General features: G+C 46.8%; 29 protein-coding genes and 1 other RNA gene. 16 read left to right on the forward strand and 14 right to left on the reverse strand.

The features are described from left to right. The first annotated feature begins 8 nt into the window (after nt 1–8). On the forward strand, nt 9–383 hold the full coding sequence (locus tag WC647_06750; GenBank protein ID MFA6221997.1) for a protease inhibitor I42 family protein: 375 nt from the start codon (nt 9–11) through the stop codon (nt 381–383). A gap of 52 nt (nt 384–435) precedes the next feature. Here WC647_06750 and WC647_06755 read toward each other — a convergent pair whose 3' ends face one another. The 5 genes from WC647_06755 to WC647_06775 all read right to left on the reverse strand — a co-directional run bounded on the left by WC647_06755 (nt 436) and on the right by WC647_06775 (nt 3,171). Next, complete coding sequence (locus WC647_06755; GenBank protein ID MFA6221998.1) at nt 436–681, reverse strand: hypothetical protein; 246 nt, start codon at nt 679–681, stop codon at nt 436–438. Nucleotides 682–797: 116 nt separating this feature from the next. Then, on the reverse strand, nt 798–1,112 hold the full coding sequence (locus WC647_06760) for a hypothetical protein (protein MFA6221999.1): 315 nt from the start codon (nt 1,110–1,112) through the stop codon (nt 798–800). Between the two features lie 41 nt (nt 1,113–1,153). Next, nucleotides 1,154–1,606: a transposase gene (locus tag WC647_06765; protein ID MFA6222000.1), complete on the reverse strand. Its 453-nt coding sequence runs from the start codon at nt 1,604–1,606 to the stop codon at nt 1,154–1,156. A 599-nt stretch (nt 1,607–2,205) separates the two neighbouring features. Continuing rightward, complete coding sequence (locus WC647_06770) at nt 2,206–2,373, reverse strand: hypothetical protein (GenBank protein MFA6222001.1); 168 nt, start codon at nt 2,371–2,373, stop codon at nt 2,206–2,208. 15 nt (nt 2,374–2,388) lie between these two features. Continuing rightward, nucleotides 2,389–3,171, reverse strand: coding sequence for a DUF6569 family protein (locus tag WC647_06775; protein ID MFA6222002.1), 783 nt, complete (start codon nt 3,169–3,171; stop codon nt 2,389–2,391). Nucleotides 3,172–3,481: 310 nt separating this feature from the next. Here WC647_06775 and WC647_06780 point away from each other — a divergent pair, with 310 nt between their 5' ends. The 13 genes from WC647_06780 to WC647_06840 all read left to right on the forward strand — a co-directional run bounded on the left by WC647_06780 (nt 3,482) and on the right by WC647_06840 (nt 16,904). Further along, nucleotides 3,482–4,027 (forward strand): hypothetical protein, encoded by a 546-nt coding sequence (locus WC647_06780; protein MFA6222003.1) that lies wholly within the window; start codon nt 3,482–3,484, stop codon nt 4,025–4,027. Between the two features lie 528 nt (nt 4,028–4,555). Next, nucleotides 4,556–6,106, forward strand: coding sequence for a sigma 54-interacting transcriptional regulator (locus tag WC647_06785; protein MFA6222004.1), 1,551 nt, complete (start codon nt 4,556–4,558; stop codon nt 6,104–6,106). A 490-nt stretch (nt 6,107–6,596) separates the two neighbouring features. Further along, a complete protein-coding gene (gene nifH / locus WC647_06790) occupies nt 6,597–7,415 on the forward strand; it encodes a nitrogenase iron protein (protein ID MFA6222005.1) in 819 nt (272 codons plus the stop codon). 47 nt (nt 7,416–7,462) lie between these two features. Then, nucleotides 7,463–7,819, forward strand: coding sequence for a P-II family nitrogen regulator (locus WC647_06795; protein ID MFA6222006.1), 357 nt, complete (start codon nt 7,463–7,465; stop codon nt 7,817–7,819). Then, a complete protein-coding gene (locus tag WC647_06800) occupies nt 7,816–8,196 on the forward strand; it encodes a P-II family nitrogen regulator (protein ID MFA6222007.1) in 381 nt (126 codons plus the stop codon). The genes WC647_06795 and WC647_06800 overlap by 4 nt, the downstream gene beginning before the upstream one ends. 25 nt (nt 8,197–8,221) lie before the next feature. Further along, nucleotides 8,222–9,874 carry a nitrogenase molybdenum-iron protein alpha chain gene (nifD, locus tag WC647_06805; protein MFA6222008.1) on the forward strand — a complete coding sequence of 551 codons (1,653 nt, stop codon included), beginning with the start codon at nt 8,222–8,224 and terminating at the stop codon, nt 9,872–9,874. A gap of 23 nt (nt 9,875–9,897) precedes the next feature. Further along, nucleotides 9,898–11,274 (forward strand): nitrogenase molybdenum-iron protein subunit beta, encoded by a 1,377-nt coding sequence (gene nifK, locus WC647_06810; protein MFA6222009.1) that lies wholly within the window; start codon nt 9,898–9,900, stop codon nt 11,272–11,274. 13 nt (nt 11,275–11,287) lie between these two features. Beyond that, the gene (locus WC647_06815) at nt 11,288–11,590 is read left to right on the forward strand and encodes a (2Fe-2S) ferredoxin domain-containing protein (GenBank protein MFA6222010.1); all 303 of its coding nucleotides are present in this window, start codon (nt 11,288–11,290) and stop codon (nt 11,588–11,590) included. Nucleotides 11,591–11,615: 25 nt separating this feature from the next. Then, on the forward strand, nt 11,616–13,022 hold the full coding sequence (gene nifE / locus WC647_06820) for a nitrogenase iron-molybdenum cofactor biosynthesis protein NifE (GenBank protein ID MFA6222011.1): 1,407 nt from the start codon (nt 11,616–11,618) through the stop codon (nt 13,020–13,022). Beyond that, the gene (locus WC647_06825; protein ID MFA6222012.1) at nt 12,997–14,385 is read left to right on the forward strand and encodes a nitrogenase component 1; all 1,389 of its coding nucleotides are present in this window, start codon (nt 12,997–12,999) and stop codon (nt 14,383–14,385) included. Before nifE ends, WC647_06825 begins: the two co-directional genes overlap by 26 nt. A 43-nt stretch (nt 14,386–14,428) precedes the next feature. Continuing rightward, nucleotides 14,429–15,703, forward strand: a complete 1,275-nt coding sequence (gene nifB / locus WC647_06830; GenBank protein ID MFA6222013.1) for a nitrogenase cofactor biosynthesis protein NifB — start codon at nt 14,429–14,431, stop codon at nt 15,701–15,703. A 638-nt stretch (nt 15,704–16,341) separates the two neighbouring features. Beyond that, nucleotides 16,342–16,527, forward strand: a complete 186-nt coding sequence (locus tag WC647_06835; protein MFA6222014.1) for a hypothetical protein — start codon at nt 16,342–16,344, stop codon at nt 16,525–16,527. A gap of 8 nt (nt 16,528–16,535) precedes the next feature. Continuing rightward, nucleotides 16,536–16,904, forward strand: coding sequence for a hypothetical protein (locus tag WC647_06840; protein MFA6222015.1), 369 nt, complete (start codon nt 16,536–16,538; stop codon nt 16,902–16,904). A 274-nt stretch (nt 16,905–17,178) separates the two neighbouring features. Here WC647_06840 and WC647_06845 read toward each other — a convergent pair whose 3' ends face one another. The 3 genes from WC647_06845 to rnpB all read right to left on the reverse strand — a co-directional run bounded on the left by WC647_06845 (nt 17,179) and on the right by rnpB (nt 19,645). After that, entirely contained in the window at nt 17,179–17,475 is a 297-nt protein-coding gene (locus tag WC647_06845) for a zinc ribbon domain-containing protein (protein MFA6222016.1), read from the reverse strand. A 233-nt stretch (nt 17,476–17,708) separates the two neighbouring features. Continuing rightward, entirely contained in the window at nt 17,709–19,265 is a 1,557-nt protein-coding gene (locus WC647_06850) for a hypothetical protein (GenBank protein MFA6222017.1), read from the reverse strand. Nucleotides 19,266–19,284: 19 nt separating this feature from the next. Continuing rightward, nucleotides 19,285–19,645: RNase P RNA component class A (rnpB, locus tag WC647_06855), an RNA gene on the reverse strand. A gap of 128 nt (nt 19,646–19,773) precedes the next feature. On the opposite strand from rnpB, the gene WC647_06860 reads away from it, so the two are divergent. Both WC647_06860 and WC647_06865 read left to right on the forward strand, forming a co-directional pair. Next, on the forward strand, nt 19,774–21,183 hold the full coding sequence (locus WC647_06860; GenBank protein MFA6222018.1) for a redoxin domain-containing protein: 1,410 nt from the start codon (nt 19,774–19,776) through the stop codon (nt 21,181–21,183). A 132-nt stretch (nt 21,184–21,315) separates the two neighbouring features. After that, nucleotides 21,316–22,170: an outer membrane lipoprotein carrier protein LolA gene (locus tag WC647_06865; GenBank protein MFA6222019.1), complete on the forward strand. Its 855-nt coding sequence runs from the start codon at nt 21,316–21,318 to the stop codon at nt 22,168–22,170. A gap of 219 nt (nt 22,171–22,389) precedes the next feature. Here the strand turns inward: WC647_06865 and WC647_06870 are convergent, their stop codons facing one another. The 6 genes from WC647_06870 to WC647_06895 are packed head-to-tail and all read right to left on the reverse strand — an operon-like array spanning nt 22,390 to nt 25,709. Then, complete coding sequence (locus WC647_06870) at nt 22,390–22,743, reverse strand: hypothetical protein (GenBank protein ID MFA6222020.1); 354 nt, start codon at nt 22,741–22,743, stop codon at nt 22,390–22,392. A 60-nt stretch (nt 22,744–22,803) separates the two neighbouring features. Then, the gene (locus WC647_06875; protein MFA6222021.1) at nt 22,804–23,193 is read right to left on the reverse strand and encodes a hypothetical protein; all 390 of its coding nucleotides are present in this window, start codon (nt 23,191–23,193) and stop codon (nt 22,804–22,806) included. Between the two features lie 49 nt (nt 23,194–23,242). Beyond that, nucleotides 23,243–24,019, reverse strand: coding sequence for a 23S rRNA (guanosine(2251)-2'-O)-methyltransferase RlmB (rlmB, locus tag WC647_06880; GenBank protein ID MFA6222022.1), 777 nt, complete (start codon nt 24,017–24,019; stop codon nt 23,243–23,245). Further along, entirely contained in the window at nt 24,016–24,261 is a 246-nt protein-coding gene (rpoZ, locus tag WC647_06885; protein ID MFA6222023.1) for a DNA-directed RNA polymerase subunit omega, read from the reverse strand. The genes rlmB and rpoZ overlap by 4 nt, the downstream gene beginning before the upstream one ends. Before the next feature lie 30 nt (nt 24,262–24,291). Next, entirely contained in the window at nt 24,292–25,182 is an 891-nt protein-coding gene (locus tag WC647_06890) for a YicC/YloC family endoribonuclease (GenBank protein ID MFA6222024.1), read from the reverse strand. Further along, nucleotides 25,179–25,709, reverse strand: a complete 531-nt coding sequence (locus WC647_06895; protein MFA6222025.1) for a DUF4416 family protein — start codon at nt 25,707–25,709, stop codon at nt 25,179–25,181. The genes WC647_06890 and WC647_06895 overlap by 4 nt, the downstream gene beginning before the upstream one ends. Between the last annotated feature and the right edge of the window lie 35 nt (nt 25,710–25,744).

The following is a 25,744-nucleotide window of genomic DNA, read 5'->3' on the forward strand; positions in this document are numbered from 1 at the left end:
ACAGTTCATTGATTAACATCACAAGGACGTTGGCAAGCTTGTTTCTCTTTATTGTTCTGTGTTTCGGCGCCTGGCAAAAAAGTTACGCCACAGAGCATGAAATCACGACAAGATTAAATCAGCCTTTCCGCATTGTACTTTCCGCCGCCATCGGAAGCACTGGATATAGCTGGTCCGCACGTTTTGATGAGTCTTTTTTCAAACTCAAGAAATCCTGGTACGAAAAGCCGGAGTCCAAACTCGTGGGAGCGTCTGGCAAACAAATCTTCATGTTCGTTCCATTGAAGCCGGGAAACGCCAAAATAGAAATGCTATTGAAAAGACCATGGGAATCTTCTGCCGTCAAAACTGAGTCTTACGAAATTACAGTGCCGTCTCAATAGGGAACCTCGTGCCTCCCTAGGGTCGTTATTCGGCGACAATTATACTTTCGCCTCAATCGTCATCAAAATTATAGAGCGTGCCGGTAGGTCTATTATTCCTGTCAAAAGTGGTATTGGTATCCCGGTCATACCAGCCTTTGGGATTGTTAGATTTGTCATAAAATCTCAAAGTGTCACCATCGTCCGTTGCTCGTCCTTTGATTTGGCCTTTCTTGTCCAGATACAAATAATCAGCGCCATTGGAAACAGCGGGCAACAATGTAAATGCGATGACCAGCATGAACATAAAATGTCGCATGACTAATTCCTCCTCATCGAAAAAAAATCCAGGTAGGCAATCCGTTCAAATCGTGTCCCCTCGTCAGTCCTGGAAGGGCGCAGCCCCAGTCATACGTTTAGCGTCTCCTATGATCGTCATCGTCTCGCCAACCATAGCCCCAATTGGTACCGAGGCCAATCAGGGTCCATACAATCCAGATTACCAAGAATAATTCCATGACTCACATCATAGATGGATGCCCTTTCGGGATCGTCCCTGAGGGCAAGGTTGAGTTCGGAAATTACCTCATCGACTAATGCTAACTCCTCTAAAACATCGGCCCATGCAAGATGGAGATCGGCGTTGACAAGTTCGCATGTCTGTCTTTCCTTTGCGATATTGAGGGCTTGATCAGCCAGACCTGTATCCAGCGCTGCTCTGACTTGGGCAAGTGTAGAATCGTTATCCATTTGATTTATTCCGCTCCGGCTCAAACCAATAAGATATGCAATCACTCCCAGAAGTATTTTTCGTTGTATTCAAGTTGATGGGCAAGAAAAATCTGTCTGATTTCTTCTTTGAACGAAAACCGCTGGTGATGGGTTTGCTGGTTAACAACGTATCGGACAGTCGAATCCAGACCGGACTGTCCTATCGAAAACGCGCCATAACCGTTTTGCCAGGCAAAATCCTCGAAATTCTTTCCCCTGCTTTTTATCCACGAGGATGAATCTGTTTTGACACGTTCAATGACCTTGCTCAAGGCATAGGTTTTGGAAAGCCTGAAAACCAGATGCGTATGGTCCGGCATTCCACCAATGCGCACCGACTGGGAATCAACGAGTTTGAGAGACCCTGCCATAAATGCGTAAAGTTCTGGTCTAACTCTTTCAATTAGCCATGGAACACGATGTTTTGTTCCAAATACGACATGAACGTAAATTTTCGATAATGATTGCGGCATTTTTACCCCCCGATGTTTGGTGATTTTGATGTATTCCCACGTCATGGCATAGGATTGGTATCCGTCATCCGATTATTGTCTCCCATTGCGCCAGACCTTCACACTTGGCGTCCAATTGTCCTAGGGCTTCACCCTAGGCTGGCTTGATGCGCCCCTTCAGGGCTCAAATTCTGATCCACATAAAGCCCTGTAAGGGCGTTTTATGTCAGCCCAGGCTGGAGGCCTGGGTAAGGAATGCGTATCATGTAGGATTAATTTTTTAAAACCAGGGTTCTTGCTTGCGAAATCAGTTGGTTCAACCCATCAATTAATGTTTTTGGATCCGAGAGGCTCTTCCTGACACCGGCATGGTTTATATCATTTCGATAATCATAGACACGGCCAAACAAATCGAGTAGTCCCGGCTTTCCTTTGAGCATCATCAATGGCGGTTCTGTGTCAGACTTTTCAGGTTTCTCACGTTTGTTTTTCTCGTGGTCCCACCCCCAGCCAAGTTGGGAAATAAATTTCCAACATACTTAGCGCTTTCGTAAGGTGCGGTCAAACACAATCTTGCCTAGATCATCTTCCTTGAGGTTCCCTCCTGGCCGAGGCTCTCCTCATCTTGCTCTTGCCCCCGTTCCGTTACCATTTTCGGCGCTAAAGATGCTCAACTGTAATATCTGGTCCTCGAATTCCAACCCCGAACCCAGCAACCGTTCGGATTCCATTCTCAAATCGTTTCCAAGCGAAACTGATTTGCGCTTCTCGATTCTGGATAGCTGCATTGATTCGACTATCTTTTAAGTTGTACCCCTTAATGACCGGTGATTGGGTTTTATCTCGCCATTGGAAGTTTCGAGAGCATCCATCACATAACTGTTAACTAGCTTGGAATGATTTTCCCTGAAGGATTGAAACTTGTTAAGGATCTCAATCCCGGCAACCATTCCATCAATAAAGACTATTATCCCCACCTGATTGAACACCGGTCGGAATGCCGACAGATAAGACTCCGTCTGGTCCCTGTGAGATTCATATAGATCCGCCATTGCCATTGTTGGGGAAGGGGATGCAGACATCCTTTCATGTTTTTTCTCTATCTCGTCCCACACCACCCCTTGATTGGACATGAAGTTTCGTCCCCTACGAAGGTTCACGTTTACGGTTTCTGATTTCCGTTTTCGGAGATTAGCGCTCATTGCCCTGGGCTGACTTCCGAAATGTTTGCTTCGATATGACCATCTTCCCTTCTCGACACACGATACTGGAATGTTTGTCTCAGACTGCGGCGCAATCAGTATCGTTGTATTTAAGACCCAATGCTGTTTAGCTCCCACAAACTCTTCCCCATCCATAAGAAGCACGTTCTGGTCGGATTTGTTCAGGACTCTTAATTCAGGGACTGAACCGCCTTCGGTTAGCTCTGAAATAGCAAGCGCGTCATTTGCAAGAGCGTTGTCCAGAGTGAGGAAATCGACAGCGGCCTCATGCTCTGAAAGCAGGCAATAGAGCGCCATATTCTTGTGATTCTGTTTCGCTCCGACCTTTATTTGACTGAAAAAATCACCTAATGGGGCATTCATGGGAGGCTCCTTTTGATCATGATGACCCCATTATTTCCTACACGTGTGTCAAATAAGGACAAACGTAAAAGCAATTTCACAATTTTTTCTAAATCATTGGGAGTTGCTTAACTCAAGAGGCTGTCAAATCCCATCAGAACCCGAGAATTCCGCAACATTGTCTTATTCAGTGTGTTGAATCTATATTGGGATATAGAGAGAGCGTCGTAGAGAGTTCACCAAAGGCACATTTGGTGATTCGCTCACAACTTAACATTTCAGGATCTTCACGGAACTTGGACTACATGTCATCTAAAAGAGGGCGTTATAGATGAAAATAGCGAACGTCAAAAAGGCTGAACTGAAAACTGAATTTTATGAAGAGACAAAAAAGTATATTTTGCTCACCGTCTACATAGCCATGATCTTGGCTGGATTGAAAATTTACAAGAGAATGATTCTGACGGAATATCACATCAGCTATTTCAATTGCGGGTTTGGTCTCTTCGAATCCATGATGCTGGCCAAAATCATTTTGCTCGGAAATTTTCTAGGCCTTGGCGAGCGTTTTGGGGACAGGCCTTTGATGGTAAAAATATTATACAAGGCATTTGTCATGAGCGTTCTAGCCCTGGTCTTCTCCATCCTGGAGTATGCCGCCGAAGGATTTTATTACAACAGAGACATCACGGGCATTTTCAAGGAAATAGTTTTCAAAAGCAAAGGAGAGCTGCTGTCCCATGCCGCAGTCATGTTTGTCAACTTCATCCCATTGTTTGCCATCTGGGAAACTGGAAAGGTAATGGGGGGAAACAGGCTATTTCACTTGCTGTTCAAAGGGACGCCGCCATTGACTGCCGAACCCGAGGGTTCTTGATTTTAACCCGCTATGCCCGACGTCAATTACATTTGTGCACTGGCGACAATTACACTTGTGCATGTTGATAATTAATTCCCTGTTCCTGATGCTGGAGCAGGGTCGTTTGAACCATCATTTGTAATTTCCCAAACCTGTTTTTTGTTTAGGGCCTTTGAAGATTCTGTCCCACTGGGAGAAAACTCCAAATAGTTGTAAAAAACACAACCACAACATGTTACGGTCGGGCAATCCTTGAGGTTCGAAAACTTATAGAGTTCTTAATTATTTTGAACCATCGAATTCAGTTACCCAAATTTTATAGCACGGGCCACGTTACTCCATCTCGCCAAGTATTCCTACATTCACGTAGCTCTTCTGGCAAATCAATACCATTGTGTTGCAAACAACAGCCCTTCCCGATCAAATTCTATGGCTAACTGTTTATAAATATTGGCTTAGTGAGTTAATTCAGGTCCATGGCTTGGATATTGCATCATTTTGAAGAGCCTGTGGCTGCATGAATCCTGAAATTGCTGTGAGAATGACATGAAGGCTCTTATAAATCAGCTAGAACTCAAGGCTTTATACAAAATTAGTCAAGTAATAGGACAGGCTTTGAATCTGGACCAAACGCTGGCAATTATTCTTTCCACACTGTCGGAAGATTTGTCAATGAAACGTGGGGCCATCACCATAATTGATTTCGAAACGGGAAAACTGACGATTCGAGCGTCACACGGTTTGACACATCAGGAGAAAAAACGGGGAGTGTACAGGTTCGATGAAGGGATAACCGGAAAGATATTCAGTTCAAATGAGCCGTTTGTTGTTCCTGACATAAGTAGGGACCCTCTCTTTCTAAATAAAACAGGCGCAAGAACCCCGGAAAAAGGCAGAATCTCTTTCATCGGCGTTCCAATTGGCCTCAATGGCTATCCTATTGGCGTTCTAAGCGCTGACAAACTGTTTGAGGCAGACTTGTCGTTTGAGGAGGACGTTCGCTTCCTTAGCATTCTCGCCGCTTTCATCGGCCAACTGATAAGTCTCAATGAACAGGTTAAAGCGAGAGAGAAAACTTTGGTCAGGGCAAATCTCTTTCTCAAGGAAAAAATATCCAGAAAAAGTGATGGTTTTTTTTCTATCGCCAGAAGCCCCGCGATACTGGAAGCGCAACAGCTTGTAAAAAAAGTGGCCCCAACCAGGGCCACGGTCCTGATCCTCGGAGAATCCGGAACGGGCAAAACCCTTGTGGCGCAAATAATTCACGAACTGAGTTCACGATCAAGGAATCCATTCATTAAGGTGAACAGCGCCGCTCTACCGGAAAACCTCTTGGAGGCCGAACTTTTCGGATACGAAAGAGGCGCTTTTACGGGAGCTACGGAAGCCAGGACAGGTCGTGTCGAAGAAGCTGAAGGAGGCACCCTGTTTCTTGATGAGATTGGTGAAATGTCCCTACCTGTTCAGGCCAAACTTCTCAGGTTTCTCCAGGACAAGGAATTTGAGAGACTCGGGAGTTCCAAGACTCGGAAAGTAGACGCTCGAATCATAGCGGCTACAAACAGGGACCTATCTTCGGCCACCTCCTCGGGCGAATTCAGGCAGGATCTTTATTATCGACTCAATGTGTTTCCAATCCGTGTCCCTCCTCTTCGTGAAAGACAGGAAGACATAGTGGGGCTTCTCACTTTTTTCACCAGGTCACTTGTGCGGGAATATGGAGCTGAACTGCATTTTTCTCCGAAAGCGATTGAGGCGCTCATCAGGTATTCCTGGCCTGGAAATGTCAGGGAGCTTGAGAATCTCCTGGAAAGGTTGGCCATAATGTCTGAGAACGGCCTTATTGATATTGGTGATTTGACTCCCTATCTAGCGCATGTCGTGAAGGATCATCACACCCCTGTGGCCCCAACATTATCAAGGCTGGATTCATTGACTGAGATGGAAAAAAGAGGCGTCGTGGCCGCTCTCGAGCGCAACGGCTGGATTCAGTCGCGTGCCGCCAGAGATCTGGGAATTACGCTTAGGCAAATGGGATACAGGGTAAGAAAATTTGGATTGGAGGACTATTTGAAGAGAAAGAAGCTATTTATTTAGCATGGAGCCGACGGCATTACGACCGTTCGATAATGTCGTCACATATATTGAAATCTTAAGATTTTTCAGAGCGTCGATTTTCTCTCCCCCTCCTTTACCTACCTGAAGGACATAGACCTTTCTGTGAAGATGGTCTTTTGACAAAATTGACGCTCATATTTACATTGTCATTTCCGAAACCATCCTGTTAACATCAATTCCTTCATACAGTTCTTCCTGTCCTGATTATCCCCTGTTTCGTAACTCAGTTCTGATAACTGGGATAGAATCACCAAATTGGACAATGTTGTTACAATTTTGTGAATACACATAACAATTTTGTAAACATTGTCGATTTCGACTTTCTCTTTCCTCGCTGATTCTCGACATATCTATATTAACTAATCCAATAAATACAGAGTATTACAACTAATTTGCCTCCGTCCCGTCCAAATGGCGCCGAACTTGCCTTTACTTCTTCAAAAACAGTGAGAGGTAAAAACAAGACAAAATGAGAAAAATAGCGATTTACGGCAAAGGCGGCATCGGAAAATCGACTACTACGCAAAATACAGTAGCGGGCCTGGCTGAAATGGGACGTAAAGTCATGGTAGTGGGTTGCGACCCGAAGTCGGACTCGACCCGTCTTCTGCTGGGAGGCCTTGCCCAAAAGACCGTACTCGACACATTGCGAGCGGAAGGTGAAGACGTGGAACTTGATGAAATCCGCAAGGTCGGTTTCAAAGGCACAATTTGCGTGGAATCAGGTGGACCGGAACCGGGGGTAGGTTGCGCTGGACGTGGAATTATAACCTCCATCAACCTGCTCGAACAGCTAGGAGCCTACGATGAAACGCTCGATTACGCCTTCTACGATGTCTTGGGCGACGTTGTCTGCGGTGGTTTTGCGATGCCTATTCGAGAAGGCAAAGCCCAGGAAATCTACATCGTCGTCTCGGGTGAAATGATGGCCATGTACGCCGCCAACAACATCTGTAAGGGTATCGTAAAATTTGCTGAAGCCGGTGGTGTTCGCCTGGGAGGCCTCATCTGCAACAGCAGAAAAGTCGACTTTGAACAGGAAATGATTGAGGCCTTCGCCGAACAGTTAGGTACCCAGATGATCCACTTCGTGCCCCGGGACAACATGGTGCAAAAGGCTGAAATCAACAGGAAAACAGTAATAGAATTCGAGCCTACACATTCTCAGGCGGAGGAATACAGGACTTTGGCAAATAAAATTGAAGAGAACAAGATGCACGTTGTTCCAAAGATCATGAGCACTGACGATCTCGAGAAACTCCTTATAAAACATGGTTTGGCCGGTTAAACAGCGACTAGATTCCAAAATCCAAATAACGAAACGAGGTAACGAACATGTTGATGATCAGATCCATCGTCAGGCCCACTAAGGTGGACGACGTACTGGCGGCCCTGATGGAGGCCGGCTTCCCCGCAGTGACCAAAATATCAGTAGTTGGCCGTGGAAAGCAGCGTGGCATAAAAATCGGTGAAATCACTTACGACGAGATCCCAAAAGAAATGCTTCTAACGGTAGTGCCTGATACTGACAAGGATTTTGTTATCAAAACGGTGATCAAGGCTGCCAGAACAGGCGATAAGGGCGCTTATGGCGACGGAAAGATCTTCGTGAGCCCGGTAGATGAAGTCTACACGATTAGTTCGGGCATCAAGGAGACAGCTTCCGGGGAAATTGAAGAGGTAAAGATATGAGAGCAATTATGGCTATCATACGCATTAACATGATGAACAAAACCAAAAAGGCGCTTTCCGACGCAGGGATACCGTCTATGACCGCCAAGGACGTCCTGGGCAGGGGTAAGGGCCTGGTTGATTACAGCTTACTTGAAGGCGCTGAAAAAGGTTACGAAGAGGCAATAGCTCAACTTGGTCACAGTCAACGCCTGATTCCCAAGAGGCTGCTGTTTATGGTGGTCCCGGAGAAACTGAAGAATAAAGCGGTGACAACCATTATGACCGTTAACAAAACAGGCAAATCTGGGGACGGTAAAATATTCGTAATGCCGGTCGCCGGTTCCTTTAGTGTGCGCACCGGCGAAGGCGGCGATAAAGTCCTCGATGAAATGTGAATCTGGCCTCTCTCAGGAGAAAATAATGAAAGCTTTGAATGAAAATATATCGCTCGAAACCGAGCAAATTGATCCGCAGGAAGTCAAACAGGAACTGCTGAAAAAGTATCCGACTAAAGTGGCTCGCAAACGGGCGAAGCAGATCATCGTAAACAGGGTTTCCGAAGAACAGGAATTGCCGGAAATCGGAGCCAACACCAGGACAATCCCTGGGATAATTACACAGCGAGGATGTACATACGCCGGGTGCAAAGGGGTCATTATGGGCCCGACCCGCGACATAGTAAATATCACCCATGGACCTATCGGTTGCGGTTTTTACAGTTGGCTCACACGTCGTAATCAGACCCGTCCGGATGGACCGGAAGACGATAACTTCATGACTTACTGTTTTTCCACGGACATGCAGGAAGAAAACATCGTTTTTGGTGGTGAGAAGAAGCTGCGGGCGGCCATCCAGGAAGCGTATGACCTTTTCAAACCCAAGGCTATCAGCATTTTTTCAACGTGCCCCGTAGGGCTAATTGGCGATGACGTGCACTCGGTAGCTCGCGAAATGAAGGAAAAGCTCGGAATCAATGTTTTCGGGTTCAGTTGTGAGGGATACAAGGGGGTGAGCCAGTCGGCAGGCCATCACATCGCTAACAACGGAATTTTCAAGAACGTAGTTGGCCTCAATGACAACGTTAAGGAAGGAAAATACAGGATTAACCTGCTCGGCGAGTACAACATAGGAGGTGACGCGTTCGAGATCGACCGTATCCTCGATGAATGTGAAATATCAGTAGTATCGACTTTCAGCGGTAACTCCACCTATGACCAGTTTGCCAACGCTCATACAGCCGATTTGAACACAATTATGTGCCACCGTTCGATCAACTACGTCGCTGAGATGATGGAGACCAAGTTCGGCATCCCATGGATCAAGATTAATTTCATCGGGGCTCAGGCCACTGCAAAATCGTTACGAAAGATCGCCAATTATTTCGAGAACGACGAACTTAAACAGCGAGTCGAAGATGTCATCGCTCGTGAGATGCCCGAAGTGATCAAAGTCCGTGACGACGTCAGGGCCCGCTGTGAGGGAAAGGTAGCCATGCTTTTTGTGGGTGGATCCCGCGCTCACCATTATCAGGAACTATTCAGGGAAATCGGGATGAAAACCATTTCCGCGGGATACGAGTTCGCCCATCGTGACGACTATGAAGGTCGGAAAGTTCTGCCATCCATAAAAGTTGACGCGGATAGCCGTAACATCGAAGAACTTGAAATCCACCCTGACCCCGAACGATTCCGGCCCCGTAAAACGGATGAACAACTGAAGAAACTCCAGGATGAAGGTTTCCGTTTCAAAGACTATGACGGAATGATGAGAGAGATGTCCGATCGGAGCCTGGTGATTGACGACATAAGCCAATACGAATCGGAACAACTAATTGAAATCTACAAACCAGACATCTTTTGCGCAGGCATCAAGGAAAAATTCGCCATACAAAAAAAAGGTATCCCGATGAAACAGCTCCATAGCTACGATTCAGGAGGCCCATACGCCGGCTTCAAAGGCGCCATTAACTTTTATCGGGAGATTGACAGAATGGTGAATAGCCAGATTTGGAAACATATCAAGGCTCCCTGGCAGGAAAGCCCTGAGCTTGCGGCAAAATACGCCTGCGATTGAGACTCGAAGGAAGGAACCGACTAATGTTACTGCGACATACTTCAAAAGAAATTACTGAACGAAGCGCCTTGACTATCAACCCCGCAAAAACCTGCCAGCCCATTGGCGCCATGTACGCCGCTCTGGGTATTCACGGTTGCCTCCCGCACAGTCATGGTTCTCAGGGTTGCTGCGCATATCATCGAAGCGCTCTTACACGCCATTACAAGGAACCGGTAATGGCCGCCACCAGTTCCTTCACCGAAGGGGCGTCCGTCTTCGGCGGACAGGCGAACCTGGTGCAGGCGATAGATAACATTTTCACCATCTACGAACCTGAGGTGATAGCTGTTCACACTACATGTCTGTCCGAGACAATCGGTGACGACATTCCCCAGATTGCACGCAAGGCCGAGGCGGATGGCAAAATCCCTGAAGGTAAATACGTAATACATGTGAATACACCTAGCTACGTTGGGACCCACGTCACCGGATTTGCGAACATGACTAAAGCAATGGTGGATTATTTCGCGGAGTCCAATGGGCAAAAGATTGATCAGATCAATATTATACCAGGCTACGTAGAGCCATCCGATATGGAGGAAGTTAGACGAATAGCTGAAATGATGGGCGTGCGTGTTGTTATGTTTCCCGATACGTCCAAGGTGCTCAATCGGCCTCAAACCGGTAAGTACGAAATGTTTCCCTCCGGCGGCGTAACAGTGGAAGCCCTCAAGACCACTGGCGCCAGTATGGCTACCATTGGCCTCGGACAACTGGCTTCGGGACCGGCGGCGCGAGCGCTTGACACGAAATGCGGTGTGTCCTGTGAAATACTCGATCTGCCGATCGGGTTCAAGGCAACCGACCGGTTCGTGGATACACTGAGAAAAACACTCGGAATAACCGTTCCCGAGAGTCTAAATGAAGAGCGTGGTCAGTTATTGGATATCGTTACTGACATGCATCAGTACTTCTACGGGAAAAAGGTTGCGCTGGCAGGCGACCCGGATCATCTGATCGCCCTTACTGAATTTCTTGTTTCGATAGACATGTGGCCGATTCACATTGTTACCGGCACATCCGGCAAGAAGTTCGAATCCCGTATTCGGGAAATTACGAGTAATTCTCCTTATCCCATAAATATTAAGGCGCCGGGTGACCTGTTCCTGTTGCATCAGTGGATCAAGAATGAGCCGGTAGACTTACTTATGGGAAACACTTACCTGAAGTACATCGCCCGCGATGAGGACATTCCTCTGGTTCGTATGGGCTTTCCCATACTGGATCGAATTGGCCATAGTTACTTTCCGACGGTTGGATATCGCGGCGGCATGCGCCTGTTAGAAAAGATCCTTGACGCTATCCTGGACCGACAGGATCGAGACGCCCCTGAAGAAAGCTTTGAACTTGTTATGTAAGAGGAGACGATACATGAACAAACCGGATTATCATTTTTTCGTATGCGCCAGTTTTAGAGGCACAGAGGCCAAAGGGAAATGCATAAAAAAAGATTCGCTGCGGCTCATCCCCTATCTGGAAGAAGAACTCGCAGACCGTGGACTGAATGCAATGGTATCCAGCACGGGTTGTTTAAAACTTTGTGAGGAAGGACCGGTGATGATCATCTATCCACAGGGACATTGGTACCGGGATGTAAATAGTGAAAAAGTGGTGGATGAGATCCTCGACGCATTGGAAGATGGTCGCGTTGCCGAGTCCCATCTCCTCGCATGAAATTGTTACTTGGAAGGCCACTGCAATGACAAACACAATTTTTGCAGAGAGAAAAGATCAGGTCCATCGAAAAGGCGAAGAGCCTTTTCAGATGACCTGTGACAAAGAAAGCCTCGCTGGGGCGGTAAGTCAGAGGGCATGCGTCTTCTGCGGCTCCCGGGTGGTGCTTTACCCAATAACGGACGCCCTGCACCTCGTACACGGTCCAATTGGGTGCGCCGTATACACGTGGGACATCCGAGGCGCATTGTCTTCGGGCCCTGAGCTACATCGGCACAGCTATTCCACCGACTTGCAGGAGAGCGACGTCATATTTGGGGGTGAAGACAAACTTTACCGGGCCCTCATTCAATTGATAGAGCGAATTAATCCAAAAGCCGCATTTGTTTACTCAACGTGCATAGTGGGAATCATTGGTGATGACCTCAACGGTGTATGCAAGAAAGTGGAACGTGAGAAGGGCATCCCCGTGATCCCCGTGGAATCGGAAGGTTTTAAAGGCAATAAGAGAGCAGGATACAACGCCGCTTGCAGGGCCATGTTTCAGCTCGTCGGAACCGGCCCGATCGATGACATCAGTCCGTTGAGCGTGAACATTCTCGGTGATTTCAACCTTGCCGGCGAGATATGGATTGTGCGTGATTATTTTGAGCGGATGGGAATAAATGTCGTCGCCAACATCACTGGAGACGGCAGAGTGGATGACCTACGCCGAGCGCACGGCGCAGCATTGAATTTGGTCCAGTGTTCGGGTTCAACAATAGATCTGGCCAAAATGATGCAAGACGAATATCAGATACCTTTTTTACGGGTTTCGTATTTTGGTGTAGAAGACATGGCCGATTCACTCTACAAGGTCGCAGATTTTTTTAAGGACCTGGAGCCGGCAATCATGGAGAATACCAAAGAGTTGGTCCGGGATGAACTGAGTAAGCTGTACCCGAAATTGAAACAATACAGAAAGGCTCTGGAAGGGAAGAAAGCCGCAATTTACGTTGGCGGCGCTTTTAAAGCCTTTTCTCTGGTTAAAGCTTTCAGGCATCTGGGGATGACCGTTGAACTGGTTGGTTCCCAGACAGGAACTGAGGAAGACTACAAAGAACTCCATGAAATAACTGATCCTGGGACAATAATTGTGGACGACTCCAATCCGCTCGAACTCTCATCGTTCCTTCAGGAAAAGGATGTAGACATCTTCGTTGGTGGAGTAAAAGAGCGTCCGATCGCATACAAGTTGGGAGTGGGATTCTGCGACCACAATCACGAACGAAAAGAAGCCCTTGAGGGCTTCGTGGGAATGTTGAATTTTGCCAAAGAAGTCTATTCGACGGTAACCAGCCCAGTCTGGCGATTTACCCCAAGACAACAGGCGCTTTCATCAAAACCGCAGGAAATGGATGTGCTCAATGAAAGAAAAGCGATTGAAAACTAAAAAAGAACCTTATGTAGCGACTACGGATAGTTGCAAGCTGTGTGCGCCGCTTGGGGCTTGCCTGGCGTTCAAGGGCGTGGAAGGCTCGGTTCCGTTTCTTCACGGATCACAAGGATGCGCAACTTACATGAGACGCTACGTTATCAGCCATTTTAGGGAACCCGTAGATATCGCTTCATCATCTCTGGGCGAGAAGCACGCAATTTACGGAGGCGGGCCTAATCTTAAGCAGGGTCTCAAAAACGTCATGTCCAAGTATCATTGTGGTCTTATTGGAGTAGCGACAACTTGTCTAACCGAGACAATCGGTGATGATACGTCGAGGCTGGTAAAGGAGTTTCAGGACGAATTCTCGGAAGAAACGCTGAAACATGGACGGCCTTCGATCGTAAACGTTTCCACACCGAGTTACTCAGGTTCCCACATCGACGGGTTCCAGTCAGCGGTGAGAGCCATTGTAGACCAATTGGCGTCTAATCTCCCATCCTGTGGAAACACCGTGAATTTGTTTCCTGGTTTCGTTTCTCCGGCGGACACTCGTTACCTGAAAGAAATTGTTCATGATTTTGGGCTTAATCCGGTCATACTGCCTGATATTTCCGAGACGCTTGACGCCCCGGCAGCGGTGGAATACGAAAAAATCCCGTCTGGCGGAACGCCAATCGCAAGCATTAAAGCGATGGGAACAGCTTCATTTTCCGTCGAATTCGGTCGGTGTTTAACCGATTCGATTTCGGCTGCCAAGGTTTTGGCCGACAGATTCAAGGTTCCTTCCAAGAAATTGGGGACCCCTATCGGGCTTAGAGAAACTGATATTTTCATGAATACTCTGGAAGAAATTTCCTGCAGAAAAACCCCTGTGAAATATGAATTGGAAAGAGGTCGATTGATAGACTCTTATGTGGATGGCCACAAATATATTTCAGGGAAACGGGCCGTTATTTATGGCGATCCCGACATGGTCGTAGGGTTGGCGTCCTTTCTGACGGAGATTGGCATTAAACCTGTGCTTTGCGCTACTGGCGCTAAAAGCCAACATTTTCACACTGCAATTAAGGCCGTAACAGAAGGCATTCTGGATGAAACACCTGAAGTTTCAGACAATATTGATTTTTTCGATATAGAGGAAACAGCCGAAAAATTCAGGCCTGATGTGCTTCTAGGCTCCAGCAAGGGCTATAAGCTTGCCCGAAAATGGAACATACCCCTCGTGCGGCTGGGGTTTCCAATTCATGACCGCTTCGGAGCCCAAAGAATTTGTCAGCTAGGCTATAAAGGGACTCAAGACCTTTTTGATATGATAGTCAATGCAGTGATACAGGCGACGCAGGACCGGTCTCCCATTGGTTATACTTACATCTGACCGGGGTTCAATTATACAAGCGGCGCCGAGTAAGGAGTTACCCATGAACCAGCTAATTAACACGAAATTGCATCCATGTTTCAACGTTGAGGCTAAACATACTTACGCCCGGGTCCACTTACCAATAGCGCCGGACTGCAACATCAAGTGCAATTACTGTAATCGAAAGAATGATTGCATAAATGAAAGCAGGCCCGGAGTGTCCAGCGCAATTTTAACCCCGCAACAGGCGGTTGATTATCTTGAGAAAATTGTGGTTGAGGTCCCAAACATCAGCGTTGTTGGTATAGCCGGCCCGGGAGACCCTTTTGCAAAACCTGAGTTGACAATCAAGACATTGGATCTCGTGCGTGAAAAATTTCCGCATCTACTGCTATGTCTGGCAAGCAATGGTTTAAACGTATTGCCGCATGTCCAGGAACTCAAACGACTGAATTTGTCACATATGAGCATTACAATAAACGCTGTGGATCCCGACATCGGGGCAAAGATTTACAGTTGGATAAGAGACGGTAAAGTTATTTATAGAGGCCGCAAGGCGGCTGAAATCCTCCTGGAACGGCAACTTGCCACAGTTAAGGCGCTCAAGGAAGCGGGCATAATCGTAAAAGTGAATACTGTAACCATTCCTGGTATCAACGACCATCATGTGATCGAGGTTTCAAAGAAGATGGCTGAACTGGGAGTTGATATTCAGAATTGTATGGTAATTTTCCCCAACGAGGGGACACCTTTTGAGAATATTAAAGAACCGTCTCCTGAAGAAATAGGCGCTATACGCAAGCAAGCGGAAGAACATCTTCCACAGATGCGGCATTGCACCAGGTGCAGAGCGGACGCAGTCGGGCTTCTTGGAAAAGACCTGAGCCCCGAGAGAACCAACGAACTCATGAAACAGGCTTCAACCAGTGGCGCTGCGCTTGAAAGACGTCCTTATGTAGCGGTAGCGTCTCTCGAAGGCATGCTGGTCAATCAGCACCTCGGCGAAGCCTATAAGTTTCAGATCTGGGGCAAACAAAATGATGATTTTGTGCTGATTGAGGAAAGAGAAGCTCCCGAACCCGGCGGAGGGACGGAACGATGGAATCAGATGGTCGGAACTTTCAGGGATTGCAGGGCCGTGCTAGTGAGTGGAATTGGAGAAAGCCCGAGGAAGGTTCTTGAAGAAAACGGCATCGTTCCTGTTGAAATGAACGGATTTATAGCCGAAGGGTTGGAAACGATTTTTGAAGGAGGCAATGTATCCAGGCTGAAATCCAGGCAATTGGGCAATAGGCAGGGCTGCGGATGCTCGGGAAACGGAATGGGCTGTGGATGATGAAAATAAGGCTCACATATTTTCCAGTTGGACTTTCTCCACTTCGTTCCAAGAAACGAGGCATTGAGCAAGTCGCTATATTCTTAGTCCAACTGAGACTAGTGGATTTCTCATCCTATATATTGGGACACAAAACGGAGATATCCTTGTGAGCCTCCTCGCCCGTTCCACTTTTCAACCGACGTGCGTATCTTTCGAAGACACCACAGCATGTCATCGAGTTTTGTAAATTGATCGAGTTCCATTATCGGGTCATCAGATAACTTTCTCCGGCCCATCCGCCATTCGCAGAATATCTTTACACGGTCAAGCAATTCTGCTTCATCTTTGTCTAAAGAGATTGCTTTTGGAGTATGGCCGCGTGACTCAGGCCGATATAAACCTATCAGAGCGTCAAGAGACCTCTAAACAGAATAATCAACTAGTGATGGTCGTTCACGGTAAACATAGACGATTGCAAATTCGATATTTTGGAGCAGATCTATATGTGCGTCAAAAAGCCCCATGCGTATAATCTCCTTTTGTTTCCGGCTGTGTGTCTTAATCGAAAAATCTGAACCTGTCTGACTCTGGTTGTCAATCGGTTTTTGCTTGAACTAACAAGTGACTTCGGATGTCTATTATGCTAGGATTTTCTCATGGGAAAGAACAAAACAACGTCACAAGCCATTGAAATTGAAGAGGCCCCGCCGGTGGAATTCGCTACCGAGGAAGCGAGCGAAGACTATCTTGACTACTGCGCTGCATCTGAGTCGATAGCCGAAGCCTTGGTGAGCGGTGAGATACGCCCTTTTGATGAGTTCGCCAAAGAACTCGGAATCTAATTCCTGACTTGTCTTACGCTCTTCATATTTTAGGCCACGCCGAACGCGATATAAAGAGGATATTCAAGGTATCTCCCGCTACTGCCACCCTCATTATTACCGATATTAGAAAGCATTCCATGAACCCTCGTCCCTCGGGACATAAGGTCGTGGTAGGCCAGAAAAATGTCTTTCATATTCATACCGCAAAGAGATATCGGGTCATTTACAGTATATTTGACCAGCTTCCGGCAATAATAGTCATCACGGTAAGATTAAAGGGCAAAGACACGTACAAGCATATCCCAGTACATGACATCGCTACCCAGATCGAAGCGATCGAAAACAAGCTTAAAAGCGCTTCTTGCGAAGTTACACATAAACCGACATCTCAGTAATTCTCTGCCGGAACTTCGCTGTTTCGCGATGTCATAACCGCATTTGGGGCATCTCATGGGATCATCTCCATTACAACCCGCCCTGTCCGTTCATTTTTGCTCCCCGTAAAAACCACGCCAGGGAATTGATTTACTCAGTCTGTAATTCCTGTTGACGCCCGATTAGGCGCTCAATGACTTCCCGTTTGTTCATGGGTTCAGGATCTTGCTTGAGCTTTTCAGTTTTAAGCATACTCACGCCCTAGTTCCGAACTCTTCACAGTCTTGTCAGTTCTTACTGCGCTTTACGCATCCAATAATCCATGTCCATCTCGCGGAACATGGTCTCGGCCTTCTTCAGGGCACTGGGTAAGTACCGTTGAATTTTTGCCAGCTTTTCATCAAAGGACAGATCTTTTTGAGAATGGCTGATTTCCGATGGGACTAAACTGTGGCCGCAGTCTCCGCAAAATTTGAACTGTGGAGGATTGGAAGCGGAGCAGCTCGGGCAGGCCAGTGTCAGTTCGGCGCCACATTCCCCACAGAATTTCATACCCGCAGGATTTTTGAATTGGCATTTCCGACATTTCATGGCTTCCCTCACCAGATTGTCAAGAAAGAGCGCGTGCCGGAATCCTGAATGTGTGAGGATACGCAACGTGAGGGAATGAGAGATGATTATGCGTATACGGAAACCATACTACTCTAACTTTAGGAGGCTATGGAACGTCTGTCAATCGGTTTCTTGCGCAAGTTCGCTTGTAGCTTTGTTACTTTTTGTATATTTGTAGTTCCGTTTAGAGAGTTCTCCGAGGACACGAACTGTCACGGGTTGGATCGCTGTTTATCAGTAACTTTTATTGTCGCTTTACCCTTTTTGGGGTTAACTTCTATGACCATGGCATGGCCGGATTTTATTTTTACATTTGGAATGGCCCTATGGGAATCCGCTATACCCTTAATTTTGGGAAGCACAACTGTATAGATCCCTGGGGCCAAAGCCAAATCAACGTCGGGGGTAACACTCACGATGGCCTTGTCAGTCCTAATTTCTATTTTTTCGAGCGTTGATACTCGGAGGGCCTTTTTATAACGAGCCAAGACGTTTTGCAACTGGGCAGGTGTATCGACTGACATAAAAAACCCGCCTGACTTTTTGGCAAGTAATGCGTAGGTAGGATGTCTCTTAACAGGCGCGCCTATCGCCAGAACATCAATCGTAACTTTGGCTCCTGGACTCTGACGACCCAATACTTTCTTGGATTCTTTCGCAGGGCATTTTGCCTGGCCGCAAGTTATCAGTAACAACCGTGGAACGTGATTACCTACCCCAACAAAGTCTTTTTTCAGTGAGCTTAACACTGCTCCGCAAGGGTTGGTGATCTTCCCGGAGGTGAGGCTGTTAGCTTTTTCTTTTAAGCCCTTGAAAGGATATTCGGACCAGTCATATATTGTTTGAACCGGACAGAGGCCTTTTTGCTTTGCGGAATCTCCTTTACACACGAAATCTTTCATAGCGATTTTCGAACCGGGTGTTATGGCTTCCATGACGGTTTGTATCGATTCCCCGGCCATCTTTACCCTGGCGGGTTTCCAGATTTTTGATTCTTTACTCATGATTTCCGAATTGTCTACGATTATCATGAGGGACCATTTTGTATGAACCCCAGCATAGTCATGAATTTTGACCCGTATGGATCCCGGAAGCTGAAATTCTTCAGAAAGCTTGGGTTTAACCACCTTTTCCTGATTTGACAGATCCGCAACGTTAGCCTTGGATGAAGTTTCCGGCGACATATCTTTTTGGGGAATCCCCTGATCGCCTTCTTTTTTACCAGGCTGAACTGATGGCGTCTCGGAAGATGAACCGGAACTGGGGGATGAAGAGATGTTTCCTTCTGTTGGGGGCGGAGAAACGGAACCGGTTGAGGCAGACTGTTGGCCGGTTGGAGCGATGGAAGTTTCTGATTTAGTCGCGTCGTGTTCCGAAAGAACAGGAGCAGTAGGGTTGATCTTTTGAGTCGGCGAGGCCTCCTGCGAAGTTAGCGCCAATTTGTCAGATTTCTCAGGATTGATTTGAGCTGTCGGTGAAAGAGGAGCCACTGCGGAGACTGCCGGCTCCTTTTGAGAAGTCCCTTCCTGGTTGGCTGCGCCATCGGCGGTCCGCCGGGCTGTCTGATTTGAAACCAGGCCCGTCGATAATTTGCGAACTGTCGAGATTAACTCATTTCGATAAACCGAGACGATAGCTGTAGTAAAAATCACCAAAACCAGAAGTAACGTCAAAGTGAGTCTGGTAATCCCTCGACTAGAATTGTCCGATTTAATCAATTGATCGGAAGCGCCTCTTGAATCCTCTGATCTATTGTCGGTCGCGCCCATTTTCAACTCCTTTGAAGGTAGTCCGGGGTGGACAATAAGCCGAATCCTGTTTCCGGTGACCCGGATGACGATCATTCATCTAGGATGACGGTTACCCGCCACCTCCAGCGACCAACCCGGAAGCTTCGGGCGGGCCACCCTCAATCGCTTCCCTATTTGGTCTTGCTCCGGATGGGGTTTGCCTGGCTTCCTGTGTTACCACAAGAACCGGTAAGCTCTTACCTCACCGTTTCACCCTTACCTTCTTTTCAGAAGGCGGTTTGCTTTCTGTTGCGCTTTCCTCAAGGTTACCCTCACCGGGTGTTACCCGGCATCCTGCCCTGTGGAGTTCGGACTTTCCTCCCGCGCTGTTTGCGCCGGCGATCGTCTTGTTCACCCCGGACCATTTGGTTTATATAGCGGGAGTCTTCAAAAAGCAAGATGTGTTAATTTCAATAAAATCCTTGAAATACTAATGATTATAATATATAATTAAATCGATTTGTTATATATGCGCCGGAGCCCTTTAATGATTCGTTTTTGCGTTATCATTTTAATATGCTTTTTTCTTAACGCGCAGTGGTTATTTGCCTCGATACACGTAGACAATGTCGACTTGTTGAACCATGCTTTGAAAGGGACTAACTTTCACCCTTTGAATTTTCTCGCTCCTGCAAATGATTTGAAATTCACTACAACAACAGGCCAAAAGACTGATTTGAAACAGTTCCGAGGCAAACTGATTATTTTGACATTTTGGACGGTTAATACGGCAAAGTGGCCCGAAGAAGCCCTAGCTCTGGAGAAACTTCATTCAAAGTATTCGGAGCGGGGGATCGAAGTGATAGGGCTGAACTTAGTAGATTCGATCGATGCGATCAGGGCCTTTCTTAGAGCTAACCATCTGGATATCCAGGTCGGATTTAACGAACACTCTACATTGTCCGTTAGCCGAAGAAACTTTGCCGGCAACGAGTCTACAGCTTTTGTGACGGATCGAAACTCTGTGGCTATTTATGAAATTCCAGCCTACCCGACTACCTACATTATCGACAGGAACGGTAGAATCTTGGGGTTTTTCGTTGGCAGAGTGGATTGGGATTCAGTCCAATTGCAAAGAGTTCTTGAGGCTGTACTTGAGCCTACCAGAATTGAACTGGCGCTCCAGGAAGACTCGCCATTTCAATCAGACGCAGGACAGGGGATTACTTTACCGCCCCCATCGGCGGTCATGGGAGGACCAACAAAAAAAGGGCCTACGCAAGCCCCTTTAGGGCCTCAGGCTCCTATACCTGATTCTGAAGAAACCCCCAAAGAGAATATTAAGTCCTTACCTTTTCAACCATCCGTTGAAACGCGTCCAAAGAGGAGCCCCAGTCCCAAGAGAATAACAGATCAGGGGAAAACTCCAGCTCGCAGGAGCCCCAGTTCATCTCCTGCCGCGATATCTCATGAATCATCCGTCCCTCCCTCCGCGCGTCCAGCGCCATCCACGTCCAGTGGAAAACCCGGTCTGAAACACGTTCCCGTGAGTCCCAGAAACGTCCCCAGGAACATCGGCCACTTACCACCTGCAAAGCCTTACTATCCATCGGGTAACTCTGCAATTCCTGTCCAACCGGACAACGCAGGGAGGGTTACGGCAACGATTCCTGGCGTTGGAACTAAGGCGCCTCCTTCAACGGCCGGTTATCCGGTAAAAGGGACTTCTGAGTTGCCTGCTGCTCTGCCTTTGCCCAACCGCAACCAGATTGGGGTATCGATACTCGATTCATTTGGCTCCGCAGAAAAAACGGCTCCTCAATCGCAACAAACAACTTCCGAACGCACAGACTCGGAAACCCCGCCTTCAAATATTCTCCAACAAATAGGTCAGGATGTCATGTCGTTGGGTGAAGGGATTCGCGGGACATTTTCCAAGCTTCTTGGATCACGATAACTTAGCCAAAAATCGGAATCATCACCTCCCACCCCTTTCCACAGACAACAATTATTGTTAAATATAGTAAGTGAGTTTCTTTCAGGAGGAAAAATACAGTGGGAACACGTTTATGATCATTAGGCCGTCAATTTGACCAAGATTTCACGAATAGAGGCTATAGGGCATTGTGGCTCTGTTTTAGCGCGATTTACGCCTTTTTTATTAACTCTGTTGCTTTCATGCTGCGCATCTACAAGCAATCTGATTCCAGAATCTGACCTGCATTCCCTTCTGAAAATTGTTGAAAAGAAAGCATACGTCGTTGGGCAATTCCAGGCGGATTTCCATAAAGTCAGAAAATCCAATTTGTTTGAGCACGAAACTCGAATGAAAGGGCGGTTAATTTTCCAAAAACCTGGACGGTTTCAACTGCGCCTGACTGGTGATGTCAATCTTGACATTCTCTCCGATGGAGATTTTGTAGCCCTGATCCATGACAATAGCGACATTGAATTCTACAAGACCCAAGGAGAGCGAAATTTGTCCCGGTTGGCAGACCCCATGATGTTGATTGTGAATGCCCTTGGAAACGGCGAAACATCGCAATTTGCCGAGATGAAGCAACAAAGACTCAATAACGCCACGCTGCTTGAAATTGATCCAGGCAATCTCAGCGAATTTGAATCTATACAGAAGGTCAACGTGAAGTTTTCAGAACAAGGAACTATTGAGTCGATAGAAATATTCTTTCGAAACGGAAACGTTGAAAAAACTATTTTTGACTCATGGTCACTTCTCACAAAAGATGATCCAGAAATAATCAAGATGAATCAAAGGATAAAAAAGCTCTCAGCACTTAATGAGTCGGTCTCTGATGGAGCCATTTATAAACTGGGAACAGGGGAACCGCTGTTCGCTGACTCGTCGAGTAGAAGCGAAGCGAACGATTACTCGACTTCATCGCTTTCATCCAAACTAGATCCACACAACAACCCTTCGGAATAATTGAATAAGGTTAATTGCGCCTTGGGAGATGAGGTCCGGCGGGCTTCAAATGTTTTTTTGTGACAAAGGCATAAGCAGTCAACGGGGAAACCAGCGCCAAGACCAAAAAACAAAGCGCTGCGCTAACGATCACAAGCGGAATCATCGCGAATAGGAACCATATAGTTCTTATTTGCTCGGCCCTTTCTCTCCATGAACCTGACATGCGCCGCCAGCTTCTCATCGAACGCTGTAAATATCAAGCGGGATGTGGAATCCGTTATTGGTCTCCAGTATTCCTGACATTTTCCCGTCAGAGACAACTTTGCCTACGAATTTGTGACCATCGTGATGCGCCGCCTGAATATTGTTGCCATGAATCGTTCCATTAAAATGCCAAGTGGTCTTATTTCCGAAAGGATCGTAAAGATAAGCCACTCCTGATACGCTCTGCCCTTTTTGTTCAGCCACGGCTTTTACCTGATGGCCCATTATGGAAGCCTCCCACCTGCCGGTTATGTTTGCGGCATTGGCCTCATGCCCCACGAATGAAATCAATAAGAGAAAGAACATAGCTAAGGATTTTCTGTTCATTAAACAAACCTCTAAATGTAAGCGCCTTGTCAAACCTTTTAATCGTTCAAAAAAATTGTCTCACGGCACATCAAGTCTTATTCTGCCTGTTAGAGTCCTGATAGCCTGGCGGGCCAACCTTCGGGCTCCGCCGGGATCCCCTAGAATCAGACACACAAATCCTCCGGTCTCGAACCTTGCAATCATGAGCGCCAAATTCAATTTCTGAAGCCTGCCGGTTTTTTCGATCTCAATATCAGCGTGACTCATAAATTCCAGACTTTGGAGGTCATTCTCCTCTATGGCAAAGAGCGCCATTTCTGCCAGACTGACCAGAAAATGTCTATCCGGTTGAGACATCCCTTCTTGATAGAAGACCTCCACTTGGCCATCTGGTTCCATTCCAATCACAATTTGTGGATTCAGTTCAAACAGGTTATTTTCTGGACGCGGGTCTACAAGCAGTTTCATAGACAAGCCTGTTCAAGGAATTAATGATTCAGGGGGTTTCACTGTGTGATCAAAATTTATTGGTTTGTTTCGACGTCGTCCTGCGGAAAGCTTCGGCCAGGATTATTGAAGTAGCGTTTGACACGTTCAGCGATCCGATTGGTCCAGTCATGGGAATCCTGATCATGATATCGCAATTTTCTTTAACCAGTCTCCTCAGTCCTGAGCCTTCCGCTCCCATCACAAATACCGCCTTATCGGACATTTTCGTTTCAAATAGACTTTCTCCTGACAAGGCGTCCGCTCCGTAAACCCAGCAACCGGATTTCTTAAGGGCTTCAAGACTTCTGTTAAGGTTCGTAACCATACAGATATTCATGTGGGCGGCTGCGCCGGCAGACGCTTTCTCAACCGAAGCAGTTACGGGGACCGCCCTATCCCTCGACAAAACAACAAGGTCAACTTTAAAACAGCAGGCGCTCCTCAAAATATTTCCCAGATTATTGGGATCCTGGACTTGATCCAGGACGAGTACAGCGCAATCCTGATTTTGACTTAAAACAGATAATTGAGTTTCAAAATCAGAGTAAGGAAACGGCTCAACTCGGGCCGCGACACCCTGATTTTTCGACTCAGCGGGGGTGAGCGAATTCAATTCAGCCCCCGACATAACCCTGACATTGACCCTTAGTTTGTCAAGCTCGGATCCGAGACGTTTCTCTCCATCGGACCCCTTTACAAGGAAAACTTCATAAATTTTCCTTCGGCCTGCCCTGATGGTTTCAATCACCGGATGGGTTCCATAAATGAGAGTTCGGCCGGTATTGGTTCGGCGTTGGTTGCTCAATCGTTCTTTATTTCCACTTTGAGTTCACTTTCAGTCTTGACCGCGTGCGCCGGCGGTAGTGATCCGCCTACCTTACCTGCCGCTATTTCACGCAAAGACATGACCACTTCTCGGTTGTCCCTTGTACGAACAAGAAGCGGCGCTCCTCTTTTTAATTCCTTGGTCCTTTTGGACGCCAGGACTACAAGGGCAAACCTGTTTTCAACTCTATCGAGACAATCTTCAACGGTTACTCGAGCCATTACATTGCACCTTCTCTATTGTTTATACGGTCATTCGATATTCTGGGTTTGTTCCCGAATTTTTTCTACTTCCGATTTTATGAGGACTACATACGTGGAGATATCTGTCGACGCAGATTTTGCGCCTAACGTGTTAACTTCTCTGTGAAGCTCCTGTAATAGAAAATCCAGTTTTCTGCCTAGGGGTGACCCTTCTTTTCCAAAGTTGAGGAATTGTTCCACATGGCTTTTCAATCTGGTCAACTCTTCACTAACATCCGACCTCTCCGCTATCAGCGCCAATTCCTGAAGCATCCTGTCATTATCAATTTCTAAGCCGCCTGTCAGCTCTTTAACTTTCTTTTCCAGGCGGTTTCTAGCTTCTGAAGAAACGTGTTCAACCAACGGACTTATATGGTCTATCGTTGCGCTAATAGACATCAATCTTGCTTCTATATCTTTCCAGAGTGTAGCGCCCTCGGTCTTTCTCATTTCGTCCAACTTGATCAGAGCAGACTGAACACTGTTTTCTACGAGACCCCATTCCTGTTCAAAACCTTCAAGGTTGTCTGCGGATGATATGATTTCTTTTAGCGTAAGCATGTCTGAAACTGTAACATCGCCTGCCAGACCAAGACTATCCTTTAATTCAAGCAGGCATTTGTGATAACGATCCGCAAGGTCGTGATCAACCGATAGATCTATAAGTGCGCCCTTTGCTCCGGAACGAGTGACCGTGATCTCAAATTTACCTCTGTTGGTATTGTCTGAAATGATTTTACGAATCTGTGGTTCAAAACAGGTATATGTCTTGGGGAGCCTCACGAACATGTCAAGGAACCTGTGGTTAACGGCCCTAATTTCCGTCACTACTTCTACATCCCCTACCGTGTGAGCGCCACGACCAAAACCTGTCATGCTTTTAATCGGTTTTTTGTTCAACGCTGTTTCTCCAGCTTAATCTTATAATTTTCTCTGATCCGGTTAAGGATATCCAAAAGAACGGAATCGGAGTAATCGGGGTATGTCCACTCCAAGGGGCGATAGCTTGCTCTGCGAAAAATTAGTGTCAAGTCGCCAAATATTCCTTTGTTCAGGTAAATCCTATGAGCATTGTTTTTGCCGGTCGCCAGGACAAAATTGCCGAGAGTAAGTAAACCAGGATCCAAATTGAACTGTCTTCGACCCTCACGGCTATACTTTCTTTCAATCTCGTTCGTCAACAGTTTGATTTCAGACAATCGCTCAGGATCTACGAGCTTTTCTATCGTAATTATCCATCTTCTGATGCCGGAGCCCATCTCTTTATCATAATATTTTGTAAAATCAAATTTGAGAGGACCATAAACATCCCTTATCGGCCCGAAATGTTTTTCAAGATCACCCCGCAACGCATCAACCGGGCTGTCATTGGCGCTCAAAAGGCTTATGACCAGTTGAACGAAATCAGGAACTAATGGGACACTCAAATTTACCGCCTATCGATCTCTCCTGATTAAAAAGT

It is taken from the genome of Desulfomonilaceae bacterium (assembly GCA_041662605.1).
GTDB lineage: Bacteria > Desulfobacterota > Desulfomonilia > Desulfomonilales > Desulfomonilaceae > CAJBEZ01.